Source organism: Paraburkholderia sp. UCT2 (assembly GCF_014397665.1).
In the GTDB taxonomy this organism is placed as follows: Bacteria; Pseudomonadota; Gammaproteobacteria; order Burkholderiales; family Burkholderiaceae; genus Paraburkholderia; species Paraburkholderia tuberum.
This window is the reverse complement of the sequence record NZ_VZQO01000030.1, coordinates 1-12,745: the sequence shown is the minus strand read 5'-3', so window position 1 is coordinate 12,745 and position 12,745 is coordinate 1. Positions and strand designations below refer to the sequence as shown.

The 12,745-nt window shown below is 61.1% G+C and carries 13 protein-coding genes; 7 read left to right on the top strand and 6 right to left on the bottom strand.

Annotation, left to right across the window (positions count from 1 at the left end; all coding sequences use genetic code 11):
• Positions 1-986: 986 nt before the first annotated feature.
• From F6X39_RS23195 to F6X39_RS23185, 3 genes are all read right to left on the bottom strand, one after another.
• On the bottom strand, positions 987-1,460 hold the full coding sequence (locus F6X39_RS23195; RefSeq protein ID WP_187618262.1) for a DUF2778 domain-containing protein: 474 nt from the start codon (positions 1,458-1,460) through the stop codon (positions 987-989).
• Between the two features lie 141 nt (positions 1,461-1,601).
• On the bottom strand, positions 1,602-1,877 hold the full coding sequence (locus F6X39_RS23190) for a hypothetical protein (RefSeq protein WP_184064801.1): 276 nt from the start codon (positions 1,875-1,877) through the stop codon (positions 1,602-1,604).
• On the bottom strand, positions 1,874-2,347 hold the full coding sequence (locus tag F6X39_RS23185; protein ID WP_187618261.1) for a DUF2778 domain-containing protein: 474 nt from the start codon (positions 2,345-2,347) through the stop codon (positions 1,874-1,876). The genes F6X39_RS23190 and F6X39_RS23185 overlap by 4 nt, the downstream gene beginning before the upstream one ends.
• A 321-nt stretch (positions 2,348-2,668) precedes the next feature.
• Here F6X39_RS23185 and coxB point away from each other — a divergent pair, with 321 nt between their 5' ends.
• The 5 genes from coxB to F6X39_RS23160 are packed head-to-tail and all read left to right on the top strand — an operon-like array spanning position 2,669 to position 8,140.
• On the top strand, positions 2,669-3,730 hold the full coding sequence (gene coxB, locus F6X39_RS23180; RefSeq protein WP_410450281.1) for a cytochrome c oxidase subunit II: 1,062 nt from the start codon (positions 2,669-2,671) through the stop codon (positions 3,728-3,730).
• A 28-nt stretch (positions 3,731-3,758) separates the two neighbouring features.
• Positions 3,759-5,756, top strand: a complete 1,998-nt coding sequence (gene ctaD, locus F6X39_RS23175; RefSeq protein ID WP_187618260.1) for a cytochrome c oxidase subunit I — start codon at positions 3,759-3,761, stop codon at positions 5,754-5,756.
• A 1-nt stretch (position 5,757) separates the two neighbouring features.
• Positions 5,758-6,399 carry a heme-copper oxidase subunit III gene (locus tag F6X39_RS23170; RefSeq protein WP_090810416.1) on the top strand — a complete coding sequence of 214 codons (642 nt, stop codon included), beginning with the start codon at positions 5,758-5,760 and terminating at the stop codon, positions 6,397-6,399.
• The gene (locus F6X39_RS23165) at positions 6,396-6,812 is read left to right on the top strand and encodes a hypothetical protein (RefSeq protein WP_187618259.1); all 417 of its coding nucleotides are present in this window, start codon (positions 6,396-6,398) and stop codon (positions 6,810-6,812) included. The genes F6X39_RS23170 and F6X39_RS23165 overlap by 4 nt, the downstream gene beginning before the upstream one ends.
• A complete protein-coding gene (locus tag F6X39_RS23160) occupies positions 6,812-8,140 on the top strand; it encodes a c-type cytochrome (RefSeq protein ID WP_187618258.1) in 1,329 nt (442 codons plus the stop codon). Before F6X39_RS23165 ends, F6X39_RS23160 begins: the two co-directional genes overlap by 1 nt.
• A 16-nt stretch (positions 8,141-8,156) precedes the next feature.
• Here F6X39_RS23160 and F6X39_RS23155 read toward each other — a convergent pair whose 3' ends face one another.
• Together F6X39_RS23155 and F6X39_RS23150 are read right to left on the bottom strand one after the other, a co-directional pair.
• Positions 8,157-8,561: a Fis family transcriptional regulator gene (locus F6X39_RS23155; protein ID WP_187618257.1), complete on the bottom strand. Its 405-nt coding sequence runs from the start codon at positions 8,559-8,561 to the stop codon at positions 8,157-8,159.
• A 173-nt stretch (positions 8,562-8,734) separates the two neighbouring features.
• On the bottom strand, positions 8,735-9,475 hold the full coding sequence (locus tag F6X39_RS23150) for a 3-ketoacyl-ACP reductase (protein WP_187618256.1): 741 nt from the start codon (positions 9,473-9,475) through the stop codon (positions 8,735-8,737).
• Positions 9,476-9,854: 379 nt separating this feature from the next.
• On the opposite strand from F6X39_RS23150, the gene F6X39_RS23145 reads away from it, so the two are divergent.
• Positions 9,855-11,555: a Na/Pi cotransporter family protein gene (locus F6X39_RS23145; RefSeq protein ID WP_187618255.1), complete on the top strand. Its 1,701-nt coding sequence runs from the start codon at positions 9,855-9,857 to the stop codon at positions 11,553-11,555.
• Positions 11,556-11,884: 329 nt separating this feature from the next.
• Positions 11,885-12,157 carry a hypothetical protein gene (locus tag F6X39_RS23140; protein ID WP_084754487.1) on the top strand — a complete coding sequence of 91 codons (273 nt, stop codon included), beginning with the start codon at positions 11,885-11,887 and terminating at the stop codon, positions 12,155-12,157.
• A gap of 264 nt (positions 12,158-12,421) precedes the next feature.
• Here the strand turns inward: F6X39_RS23140 and F6X39_RS23135 are convergent.
• Positions 12,422-12,745: DUF3597 domain-containing protein (locus F6X39_RS23135; RefSeq protein WP_187618254.1), on the bottom strand; the 324-nt coding region annotated here is incomplete at its 5' end.

The window sequence follows — 12,745 nt, the reverse complement described above, 5'->3', positions numbered from 1 at the left end:
TTTCGAACTGTCAGTTAGCTATTAATGTCAGGTGGCTAGAAAGCAGTGCTCCCGCATTCCGATCATCAGTAGGTTTACGAACGTTGAATCTGGAGCGAGACGCTATACCGCGTGTCGTCGATCGTCGTGCATTTTTGATCAATGAATGTCTTCAGGAGCAAGGCCTTGCGATCGGTTCCCGCCAGGGTGTTCATCGTAACGACGAGTGTAATTATCGCGCTCGGAGCGGTCCACTATCGTTCCGCGGTCAGGCAAATGACAGGAGCCACATTTCACGATCAGAAATCAGATGACGGGAAATACATCGCCAGGTATGCATATCTGCCTCGCGACCGGATCGCCTTGAGGCTGTACCGCGCAACTACGGCAGAATTGCTCGCCGCGCGAGTTTATCGATATCCCGGGCGAATCCGGCTTTTCTGGACAGTGGACGATCTGATATACGACACATCGGCGGAAGGCGACGACGGAGAAATTGAGCTACCGCCGTCATGGTGGGACCGTGCCAAGGCAAAACTGCCTTGAAGGATGTTCTTAGTCCGCGAGTGCAAGAAGCCTTGCCGAAAGCGCTGAGCGCCGTCAATGGCATGACACGGTTTCCAAGGCTGGGTGACCGGACGTGCGAGCGGAGCTAGCCGCGCGAAACCCGCTGGGCGGCGGGCTTCAGGCGCAACTTTTGGTGCTGAGACAGCGATTATTTCCACCGTGAGATGGCTAGTCGTCAAGCTTTCGCTGACCACGCTTCCTGCTCCGCCGGAAAACCAGCACAGCTGCGGCGAACCCTAGCACGATTGCGGCCGACGACATGAGGAAGGCCAAGTCGGATTCTTGATACGCCGTCTTGACCCCATACATACGAACCGCCCATTTCCATATCGGGTTCGAAAAGTTCAAGGGCGTATCCGGATGCCAAATCCACCAGACTGCATTAGCAGAGATTGCGAGCACGAAAGCTATGCCGACAGCTAGACAGAGCAGGATTGTTTTCATGCCACCGTCACTACGCCGTACGCTTTAAGTTCAGACCCGGGTACTGATACTTTCGGTGTATCGGTGAGTATCGAGCGGATACGCTGCCAATCACTTTGCTGGTCGATCGTTATGCACCCCTCGCTCCTACCGAATCTCCCCTTTGGATGCAAACGAAACTGGCCGCGAACGATGTTATCGCAAAGGACCGAGTCATCGTCGATATCCCCGTCGATTTCATGGAGCGCAAACCATTCGCTCTTGTTATTGCCGTTCAGGTTGAGCGCATCTTTCCACGGGCCGAGCTTCCCGCCCGATCTTCGATCAAAAAGATAGTATCTGCCGACCGGTATGGCGCCGAAAACCGGCGTGCACGTTAGAGCCACCTTATTGATATAACCTTGCTGCCCAGAGTAAGCAGAAAACGATAGTGCACCAATCCGAAATTCGCTCATTGTCTTATTATTCAGTTTGAATGAACATTGAAGCATCAGTCCTCCATATCGACTGGACAGAGTGAAATAAGAAATAGTTCGGTGATGCCGTGCGGCCATTTTAAAGGCGATTTGTTTTGAGAAAGCCACTATTAAAAAATTTCCGCGCCAACAGCGATTATTTCCACCGTGAGATGGCTAGTCGTCAAGCTTTCGCTGACCACGCTTCCTGCTCCGCCGGAAAACCAGCACAGCTGCGGCGAACCCCAGCACGATTGCGGCCGACGACATGAGGAAGGCCAGGTCGGATTTTTGATATGCCGTCGTGACCCCATACATACGAACCGCCCATTTCCATATCGGATTCGAAAAGTTCAAGGGCGCTTCGGGATTCATCATCCACCACAGCGCATTGGCAAAGATTGCGAGCAGTAAGCCGAAACCGACCGCGAGGCAGATTAGGAGCTTTTTCATCTCACCGTCACTTCACCGTACGCTTTAAGTTTCGATCCGGGAACTGAGACTTTCGGCGTATCGGAAAGTATTGAACGGATATGACGCCAGTCCGCGAGTTGATCGATAGTTATGCAGCCCTCGCTCTTCCCCAATCTTCCCTTTGGATGCAATCGAAATCGGCCACGAGCGATGCCGTCGCACAAGAGCTCATCGTCATCAATATCGCCGTCGATAGCGTGGAGCGCGAACCATTCGCTCTTGTTATTGCCATTCAGGTTAAGCCGATCTTTCCATGATCCGAGAATGCCTCCGGATCTTCTGTCGAAGATGTAATATCTGCCGACGGGAATAGCGCCATACTTCGGCGTGCACATTCCAACAGCCTTATTGATATAATTCTCCTGCCCCGAGTATGCAGGAAAGGATAGAGCGCCAATGCGAAATTCGCTCATTGGCTTATTATTCAGTTTGAATGAGCATTGAAGCATCAGTCCTCCATATCGACTGACAAGTGTGATATAAGAAAAATAGTTCAGTTATGCCGCGCGGCCATTTTAAAGGCAATTTATTTTGAGAAGGCCATTATTGAAAAAATTTCCGCACCGACAATTCCTGCCTACGCAGCAACTCGTCTACGCGTTCGCATAACCGAGCGAATGCAACCTTCTGCTGACCTATTCAAGTCAGCGCGAACCTCACGCCCGCACCCTCGGCAGACGCGGCCTGATTTTTGCTGATGTGCTCGGACGTCGCCTCGTTCGCAGGGGACGGCGCGTGTCGAAAGGTCATCACTGTCAGCGGGGTTCTCAGTGGCAGCAGCGGAAGCATCCGGAACGTCAGGCCGGCGCGTCACGCGCGGCAGCGTCACGTTGTTACCGGCGCTGGCTATCGGTTTCGCCAACTCCGCACACGCGAACACGGTGGCGCCGCTGAACTACTTCCTGCACGCGGCTGGCCCGGCGGCTCGTCCGACGCTGTACCTCGGCTGGGTTTTCACCGCGATCGTGACGCTGGTCACGCTGATTGTCGCTGGCCTGTTGATCGGCGCGATGGTCCGCAAGCGTCCCGCGGCGCAACCGGATGCGCTGAGCGCCGAGCCCGGCGGCATCCGCTGGGTGTTCATCGGTACCGCGGTGTCGTCGGTCGTGCTGTTGGCGATGCTGGTCTATGCATTGATCACGCTCGAATCGGTGGCGTCGCCCGCGTCGGATCCGCAATTGACGATCACCGTGACCGCTTACGACTGGTGGTGGAAAGCCGATTACCGCGACGATCCGAACCCCGCCCGCAACTTCACCACGGCGAACGAGATTCATATTCCGGTCGGTGAGCCGGTGAAGATTCAGCTCAAAAGCGCGGACGTCGTGCACGCATTCTGGGTACCGGAACTCGCGGGCAAGACGCAGACGATTCCAGGCCAAACCAACGAGCAGTGGCTGCAGGCGGACCGTCCCGGTATTTATCGTGGGCAGTGCTCGCAGTTCTGCGGCGCGCAGCACGCGCATATGGCGTTCGAAGTGATCGCGCAGGACGCCGCGGTGTTCAACGCGTGGCGCGACGCGCAGGGACGCGCGGCCACCGTGCCCACGGGCGACGCGGCCGTCGCGGCCGGCCAGCATCTGTTCGAGGAGCGCTGCGCGGGTTGCCACACGATTCGCGGCACCAAGGCGACTGGCGTGCAGGCGCCCGATCTGACGCATCTCGGTTCGCGTCGCACGATCGCGGCAGGCGCGCTCAGCAACACGCCCGACCACCTGCTCGACTGGATCGAGCACGCCCAGCGGATCAAACCCGATGCATTGATGCCCAGTATCGCGCTGACCACCAGCGAGGCCGCCGCGTTGTCGGCGTATCTCGCGACGCTGCATTGAAGCGCATCGCACTCGAGGAGCCCGTTCAATGTCCGATCATCCCGCTTCCGCTTCGCTACCCGCGCTGACCCGCACGCCGCGGCGCGGCCGTGTCGAGCCCGGCAGCGAGCAGGAAAAGCGGCTGCGCGAAATCTGGGAGTCGCGGCCCGGCTGGCGCGGCTGGTTCTCGACGGTCGATCACAAGACCATCGGCTTGCGCTACCTGGTGACCGCGTTCATCTTTCTGCTGATGGGCGGCGTCGAAGCGCTGATCATGCGCGTTCAACTGGCGCGCCCCAACGCAACGGTGCTGACGCCCGAACAGTACAACCAGCTGTTCACGATGCACGGACTGACGATGATCTTTCTGTACGCGCTGCCCGTTCTGTCCGGCTTCTCGAACTATCTATGGCCGCTCGTGCTCGGCGCGCGCGACATGGCCTTTCCGCGCCTGAACGCGCTGTCGTATTGGGTGTTCCTGTTCGCCGGCATCTTCCTGTATGCGAGTTTTCCGACGGGACAGGCGCCCGACGCCGGTTGGTTCAACTACGTGCCGCTGTCCGGCCTCGAGTACAGCAACGGCCCGAATATCGACGTGTACGCGCTGGGCATGGTGCTGCTCGGCATTTCGACGACGGTCGGCGCAATGAACTTCGTCGTCACGCTGCTGAGGATGCGCGCGCCGGGCATGTCGCTCGATCGCGTGCCGGTGCTCGTGTGGGGCACGCTGACCGCGTCGGCCGGCAATCTGTTGGCGGTGCCGTCGGTGAGCCTCGCGTTTCTGATGCTGTGGATGGATCGCCGCATCGGCACGCATTTCTTCGACGTGCTCAATAGCGGGCGGCCGCTGCTCTGGCAGCACCTGTTCTGGATTTTCGCGCACCCGTGGGTCTACGTGGTCGTGTTGCCGGCCATGGGTATCGTGTCGGATGCGTTGCCGGTCTTTTGCCGCCGGCCGCTGGTCGGTTATGGGCCGGTCGCGTTGGCGACGGTCGCGACGATGGTGGTCGGCTTTGCCGTGTGGATTCACCATATGTTCGCGACCGGTATCCCCGCGCTCGCGCTGTCGTTCTTCGGCTCGGCCAGCATGGTCATCGCGGTGCCGAGCGCGGTCGCGACGTTCGCCTGGGTCGCGACGATCTGGACCGGTCGCCCCGTGTATCGCGTGCCGTTCCTGTTTTTCGCGGGCTTCGTGCTGCTGTTCGTGATCGGCGGCGTCTCCGGCGTGATGACGGCCGCGGTGCCGTTCGACTGGCAACTCACCGACACGTACTTCGTCGTCGCGCATCTGCACTACGTGCTGCTTGGCATCAACGTATTTCCGGTGATCGGCGGCATCTACTTCTGGTTTCCAAAATTCACCGGCAGGATGACGAACGAGCGTCTCGGCAAGCTCGCGTTCTGGGTGCTCTTCATCGGCTTCAACGTCGCGTTCTTTCCGATGCATATCGCGGGACTGCTCGGCATGCCGCGCCGCATGTACACGTATCCCGCCGACATGGGCTGGAACACGGTGAACCTCGTCACGTCGCTCGGTTCGTTCCTGTTTGCGGCCGGCGTGCTGCTGTTTCTGATCGATATCGCGGTGAGCCTGAGGCGCGGAAAGGTCGCCGGCAACAATCCGTGGGACGCGCCGACGCTCGAATGGTCGATCAGCTCGCCGCCGCCGCCGTACAACTTCGCGGTGGTGCCGAGGCTCGCGAGCCGGCATCCGTTGTGGGAAGGCCGGATCGAAGAGCCGGGCGACGCGGTTCAAACACGCTCGCAACTCGACGAAGGCTATCTGCTCGCGCAAGGTCGCGAAGCGTTGGGCACGACCGCGCTCGAGGCGAGTCCCGACGTGATCCTGAAGATGCCCGAAGATTCGTACGCGCCGTTCTGGCTCGCGGTCTTTGCCGCGCTATTGTTCGCGGGGCTCGCGTTGACCGCCTGGGTGTTCGTGGGGGCGATGCTGGCCGGCTGCGCGGTCTCGATCATCACATGGCTGTGGCCCGAGCGGGCGCTGATCCAGCGCGAGCCGGTCGCGGTCGAGGATGCGGGAGGCTGACATGAGCGATGCACTGGATCTCAATCGCTCGTCGAGCGAACCGGACGAGACCGCGCGTGCGTTGCCGGTTGGCAGCGCGGGCGAGCGATCGAGCGGCTGGTGGGGCTGCTTCACGCTGATCACGACCGAAGGCGCGCTGTTCGGCTACCTGATCTTCTCGTATCTGTATCTGGCCTCGCAAAGCCAGCAGCATTGGCCGCCGGAAGGATTGCCGAAGCTCGGGCTCGGCAGCGCGAACACGGTCATTCTGCTATCGAGCAGCGTGTTCGTCTGGTTCTGCGAGCGCTGCGTGCGTCGGCGGCGATTGCGGCTCGGTGTCGCGTCGATGGCGGTGGGCATCGTGCTGGGCTGCATCTTCTTGGGCATTCAGTTGCGCGAATGGCACAACCACCCCTATGGGCTGACCTCGCATCTCTATGGTTCGCTGTACTTCACGATTACCGGCTTTCACATGGCGCACGTACTGGTCGGGATCGTCGTGCTGACGCTGCTGGCGATCTGGACCGCGCTCGGCTATTTCGACGACAAACGCTGCGCGGCGCTGTCGGTCGGTGGGCTGTATTGGCACTTCGTCGATGTCGTCTGGCTGTTCATTTTCAGCACGCTGTATCTGACGCCGTATCTGTTCCGGGAGTGGTCATGACGACAGCGCCCAGAGACTCGCACATCTCGATGCCCTACGTGCTGATCGGTCTGCTCGCGGCGCCGTTCGCGTGGCTGTTGCAGATGATGCTCGCGGAAGCGCTCGCGGCGCAGGCCTGCTATCCGTACAACCATCCGCTCGGCGCGCCGCTCGTGTCGTGGATGCGTCCGGCGCTCGTCGCGCTCGGCACCTTGTGTCTGATCGCGGGCGCGTTCGGCACGTGGGTCGCGTGGCGCAATTTGCGCCGCGTCGCGCCACTGAAGTTCGGTGCGCTGAACGGCGAGCGCCGCACGCGTGCCGAACTCGACTGGTTTCTGACGCACGTCGCGGTGATGTGCAGCACGCTGTTTCTGTTCGCATTGATCGCAACGGATGCCGCGGTCGCGATCGTGTCGCCGTGCAGGTGGTGGTGATGAAGCGCGACGTTCTCAACGCGGTCAGGTTCGCCATCGCGGCCGCATGCCCGCTGACGATAGCAGCGACCGCAAACGCCGCCAGCGCCTCCACCGACGCCGCGCAGGTCGCGCGCGGCGCATATCTCGCCAAAGCCGCCGATTGCGCCGGTTGCCACACCGCCGCGCCGCGCGTGCCGCATCCGGGCGCGGCGCCTGAAGCAACGCCGCCGTTTGCCGGCGGCCTCGGCATGGGTTCGCCGTTCGGCACGATCTATACGTCGAACATCACGCCGGATCCGCAATACGGCATCGGCCGCTATAGCTATGACGACTTCGCACGCGCGTTGCGCGAGGGCATCGCGCCCGGGGGCAAGCGGCTTTATCCGGCGATGCCGTACCCGTCGTTCGCGAAGATCACCGATGACGACATGCATGCCCTCTACGCATACTTCATGCACGGCGTGCAACCGGTCGCGGCGCCTGCCCCGCAAACGCGCTTGCCGTTTCCATTCAATCAGCGCTGGGTATTGATGTTCTGGGACTGGGCATTCGCGCCGAAAGGCCAGTTCAAAGCCGATGCGAAACGCGATGCGCAATGGAATCGCGGCGCGTATCTGGTGCAATCGCTCGGCCATTGTGGCGCCTGCCACACGCCGCGCGGACCGGCGTACGAAGAGCGCGGCTATGACGAGTCGGCATCGGCCTATCTGACGGGAGGCACCAACGATCACTGGTTCGCGCCGAACCTGAGCGCCGACCCGGGCTCGGGGCTCGGCCGCAGTTCCGCGACCGACATCGTCGAGTTCCTTCGAAACGGCCACGGCGGTGGACTCATCCCGTTCGGCAGCATGGTTCAGGTCGTCGAAGACAGCACGCAGTACCTGAACGACGACGATCTCGCGGCGATCGCCGCGTATTTGAAGAGCCTGCCGCCGCGCGCGCCAAGCGGCTATTTCAACGCCCGCTCCGCCGCCGCGCAGCAAACCGTACGGGCGCTGAAAACCGGGGATGTGGAAAGACCCGGCGCGGGCATTTACGCATCGTATTGCGCGCGCTGTCATCAGATGGATGGGGCGGGGGTGCCGAACAAGTATCCGCGCCTCGCGGGCAACCCCGCGGTGTTGTCGGCGTCGAGCGCGTCATTGGTGCGCTTGCTGGTCGAAGGCGGGGGCAGTCCGCATACCGAGTCGGGACCGGAGCCGCGCAAGATGCCGTCTTTCGCCGGCAAGCTGACGGACACCGAAATGGCCCGCGTGCTCACGTTTGTTCGGACCACATGGGGAAATGCGGCCGGACCGGTCACGCGAAACGATGTGTCGAGCGTGCGCGGCGCATTGCGCAAGTAATTGCCAACGCGCCTCGTCATGCGGTGTTCTCGTTACCGTCGCAGTGGCCATTGGCGGCGCTGAACAGCGTCTTCAGCTTCGCATTGACCGCGATCAACTCCCGTACTGGCGCCGCCGCGAGTTGCTGATCGAAGAGCGTGAGAACCTGACCGAGTAGCGCGTAGGTGTCGTGATCGACCACGCAGATGCCCGTTTCGAGTCCCGCCTGCCGGCAGCGCAGAATCGCGCCCTCCGCGTCGCGAAACAGCTCGGGTACGGCCGAACCATAGCCGCGCTGATTCAGCAGCATTGCCATGTAAATGGCCTGCGCCATGCTGCCGACGTGATATTGGTTGGCGGCGCCGCTGCGTAATGCCTCGAGCGTCATGTGATAGTCGAGCGAAATTTCGCCTGCTTTGGCAGGTACGATCGGGCGCAGCATAGCCTTCGGGTGCGTGCGCGGCGACTTCGCGGGTGCAGCGCGAGCAGGGCTCGCTTTTCTGGTCATAAGCTCACTGAGGCGGCCGGCTCGCGCCGGCCGCTCCACCATCACGGAACCTGACAACGTCCATAACGGAAGACGGCTGCGCCGCGCGCGACGCGGCGCCGTTCCCGCTAGCCCATATGCAGACCGCCGTTCAGCGAGAAATCCGCCCCGGTCGCAAAGCCCGCTTGATCCGACGCGATCCACGCGACGATCGACGCAATCTCTTCCGGCGTGCCGAGACGCCGTACCGGAATTGTCGCGACGATTTTTTCCAGTACTTCCGGACGGATGGCCTTGACCATGTCGGTGCCGATGTAGCCCGGCGACACGGTGTTGACCGTCACGCCCTTGGTCGCCACTTCCTGCGCGAGTGACATCGTAAAGCCATGAATGCCGGCCTTGGCCGTGGAGTAGTTGGTTTGCCCGAACTGGCCTTTCTGGCCGTTGACCGACGAGATGTTGATGATGCGCCCAAAGCCTCGGCCGACCATGCCCTCGATGACCTGTTTGGTCACGTTGAACAGGCTCGTGAGATTGGTGTCGATCACCGCTTCCCAGTCTTCGAACGTCATCTTGCGGAACATGCCGTCGCGCGTGATGCCCGCGTTGTTGACGAGCACGTCGACTTCACCAACTTCTGTCCTGACCTTCTCGAACGCTTTCGCGGTGGACTCCCAATCCGCGACGTTGCCTTCCGATGCGACGAAGTTATAGCCGAGCGCTTTCTGATCTTCCAGCCATTGGGCTTTGCGCGCCGAGTTCGGGCCGCAGCCCGCGATAACGGTGTAGTTCTCTTTGTGCAAGCGCTGGCAAATGGCGGTTCCGATACCGCCCATGCCGCCGGTTACGTATGCAACACGGTTTGCCATAAGTCCTCCTTCTTGTTTGGGGTGAATTGAGCAAGTTTCATTGGAGGATGGACCTATTATTGGCAGCGGCCAACGGCTGGGACGATGGGCATTTTCACCTACGGGTTAACTGCCAAATCAGGGGGTGGAATCGTTGCTTGACGGGGCAATGAATTACGTCGATTGCGGGTTGCATGCTTTGCGAACTCCGGGGTCGCTCGAGACTGCCGGCCGCCCTCCCGTCCTTGCCTGCGCGCCGTCTTCCTCTTACCCTTAGCTTTAGCCTTAAGTACCTGCCCCGGACACCGTGCGGCAGACTGCCTGCACGGTCGTCGATGCGGGGCGCGAAGCCGTCCCTCGCTCCCGCGTCTATTCATGTGATCATCAGAGGCACATCAGGATGACTGATTATCTTGCTGACATCGATCCCGACAGGTTGAACTTCCTTGGCATCTTCGGGCTGTTGATTGGCGGCCTCGCGCTGTTTCTTCTCGGTCTGGAGTTCTTGACCGGCGGCCTGAAGGCGATCGCGGGATCGAAACTGCAGTCGCTGATCGGCGTGCTGACCGCAAGCCGGTTTCGCGGCGTGGTGGCGGGCGCCGTCGTGACCGCGCTGCTGAATTCGTCGACCATCACGACGGTGCTGCTGGTCGGTTTCGTGTCCGCCGGCCTGATGACGTTGATCCAGGCGGTGCCGATGATCATGGGCGCGAACATCGGCTCGACCGTCACCGCGCAGATCATCGCCTTCGACGTTTCGCGTCTGACGCCGTACATGCTGTCGATCGGCTTCGTGCTGCATGCGTTTGCCCCGCGCGAGCTGCTGCGGCAGATCGGACGCGTCGTAATGGGGCTAGGACTGCTGTTCATGGGCATCCAGCTGATGGGCGAGTCCACGCATCCGCTGCGCACCTATCAGCCGTTCATCGACGCGATGCAGGACATGCGCAATCCGCTCGTCGGCGTCATCGTGGGGGCAGTCTTCACCGCGGTTGTGCAAAGCTCGGCGGCGACGCTCGCGGTCGTGATTGCGTTGAGCGGCCAGGGCTTGATGCCGCTCGAAGCCGCCATCACGCTGATTCTCGGCGCGAATGTCGGCACCTGCGGCACGGCACTGCTCGCCTCGATCGGCAAGCCACCGGAAGCGTTGCAGGTCGGCGTCGTGCATCTGATCTTCAATGTGCTCGGCGTCGTGATTGCGCTCTTCCTGATTCCGCAGATGGCGGAGGTCGTGCGCTGGATATCGCCGTCGCATCCGGAACTGCAAGGGCTTGCACGCCTCGCGGCCGAGGCGCCGCGTCAGGTAGCCAATGTGCATACGCTGTTCAGCGTGGCGAACACGCTGCTGCTGATCTGGTTTGCCGGTCCGATCGCGCGGCTCGCGCAACTGGTCGTGCCGAAGCGCGCGAAGGCCGCCAAACCCGCGGGCGATCCGCAGTATCTCGACGAGACGTCGCTGGCGGTGCCGGCGCTTGCACTGCAACGCGTGCGTATCGAGCTGACCCGGCTCGGCGCGCAGGTGCTCGACGTTGTGCAACGCGGCTCGCAAATGGTGTCGACCGGCACGATGGAAGAGATCAATCAGATGCTCGATCAGGACAAGGAAAGCGACCGGCTGGCCTTCGAGATTCTTCAATATATCGGCCGCCTGTCGCAGCGGCAGCACTCGGAGGAAGAAGGTCAGCAGGTGGTCGGCTACACGCAGGTCACGAGTCATCTGGAGAGCATCAGCGGCATTGTCGGCACGACGCTGATGACGGTCGGACAACAACGAATGACGCAGCAGATCGATCTGCTGCGTCTGCGCGATGCGGCGACCACGCAGTTTTCCGAGGCGGTGATCCGCAATCTCGAGCAGGCGATCCGCACGATCGAGACGCGCGATCCGGAAGAGGTCGCGAAGGTCATCGACGCGAAGGCCGGCATCGACAAGCTCGCCGCGACCGCGCGTCAGGTCGTGCTCGCGAAGCTTCAGCTGGCGGACAAGGCGGACGTGGTCACGTTCCGGATCGCCATGGATCTGATCGAGCAGGGCCGGCAGATCGCGCAGTTTGCGCGGGCCATTGCGAAAAATGTGGCAGCGCTTCAAGAGCTGCAATAACGCGCGACGCATGATTGGAGATCGATATATTCGCGCAAAGTGATCGCCAGCACACGGACGTTGGGGGTGCACGAGCTCTAAACTTGTGGCGTGTCATCCACGTGACACGCTTTCAAAGAGAGTGGGATTGCCCGCCTTTGCTGTGCGGGCTTTTTTCGCCTCGCGCGTGTTGTGGTATCAGTAGTCAAGGCGCGGCGGTGAAGTCGATCGTGCGACGACCCACGGTAGCTCGCACAATAAGCAACGCCTGAAGCGATTTAACACACGCCGCATCCATAATTTGATAGCCTTTGTCGCAGCAGAGCATTGAACTCAAGGAGGGCTTCACCATGATAAGGTGGCTTGCTAACTGGGCTTCACAACATGCTCCTACTCCCGAGAAACAGGCCGAACGCGCGCTGAACAACTTGCGCATGGAACTGTTTCAGGCCGAACAGCTCGTGCTCGACGCACAGCTGCGTGCCGACTACTATCGGGCTCGCCTGACCTTCCTCGAAGAAGTCACGAGAAAGGGAATCGAACAGGTATCGGACGAACGCAAGGCTCCTCTGGAGTCTCCCCAGCCGTTGCGGCCGGGACTCAAGCTCACCGCGGCGCAATAGCCGCGTCTATTCCATCGCAATGTGTTCCGTCACCCGCGTTTCGATACGTGGGCTGATGGCAATCGTGCTGTCGCGGGCGCGTGCAGTGCGCGCTCTCGATAGTCGATTGTGCGAGCATTGATTGCCGAGCGGAGAAGTTTCCGGTTGCCCGGTTTCGTGCTTCGACCGGGCAACCTGGACTGAGTCTTTGATTGTTACTGCGTGATTTTTACTGCGCGACTTCCACTGCGGTTCGCTTACTGCGAAACGCCTGCTTCGTCCTGCTTAACTTGCCAGATCGGGCGGCAGCTTGCCGCCGTTTGCCGCGAGCGCCTGCATCACCTGCTTGTGCAGCCAGATGTTCATGCTCGCGGAGTCGTTCATGTCCCCGCTGTACTTCAATTCCTGCGCAAGTTGCTTGCGGTGTTCGAGACTGCTGTCGACGCCGAGTGCCTTCATCGTGTCGACAATCGACGTACGCCAGTTCAACGTCTGTCCGCTTTCGCTGACGAGTTGATCCATCACGGCGGCCACGTCGACGTCGGTCAGCGGCGCGGGCGCGGCGGGAGCGCTGGGCGTCGCGGCTTGCGCGGCGGCGGGGTCGGGGGT

Bases quoted from the DNA above. Each gene is read 5' to 3' on its own strand.
- F6X39_RS23195 (WP_187618262.1), bottom strand. From the start codon at position 1,460: ATGCTTCAATGTTCATTCAAACTGAATAATAAGACAATGAGCGAATTT.
- F6X39_RS23190 (WP_184064801.1), bottom strand. From the start codon at position 1,877: ATGAAAAAGCTCCTAATCTGCCTCGCGGTCGGTTTCGGCTTACTGCTC.
- F6X39_RS23185 (WP_187618261.1), bottom strand. From the start codon at position 2,347: ATGCTTCAATGCTCATTCAAACTGAATAATAAGCCAATGAGCGAATTT.
- ctaD (WP_187618260.1), top strand. From the start codon at position 3,759: ATGTCCGATCATCCCGCTTCCGCTTCGCTACCCGCGCTGACCCGCACG.
- F6X39_RS23170 (WP_090810416.1), top strand. From the start codon at position 5,758: ATGAGCGATGCACTGGATCTCAATCGCTCGTCGAGCGAACCGGACGAG.
- F6X39_RS23165 (WP_187618259.1), top strand. From the start codon at position 6,396: ATGACGACAGCGCCCAGAGACTCGCACATCTCGATGCCCTACGTGCTG.
- F6X39_RS23160 (WP_187618258.1), top strand. From the start codon at position 6,812: ATGAAGCGCGACGTTCTCAACGCGGTCAGGTTCGCCATCGCGGCCGCA.
- F6X39_RS23155 (WP_187618257.1), bottom strand. From the start codon at position 8,561: ATGCTGCGCCCGATCGTACCTGCCAAAGCAGGCGAAATTTCGCTCGAC.
- F6X39_RS23150 (WP_187618256.1), bottom strand. From the start codon at position 9,475: ATGGCAAACCGTGTTGCATACGTAACCGGCGGCATGGGCGGTATCGGA.
- F6X39_RS23145 (WP_187618255.1), top strand. From the start codon at position 9,855: ATGACTGATTATCTTGCTGACATCGATCCCGACAGGTTGAACTTCCTT.
- F6X39_RS23140 (WP_084754487.1), top strand. From the start codon at position 11,885: ATGATAAGGTGGCTTGCTAACTGGGCTTCACAACATGCTCCTACTCCC.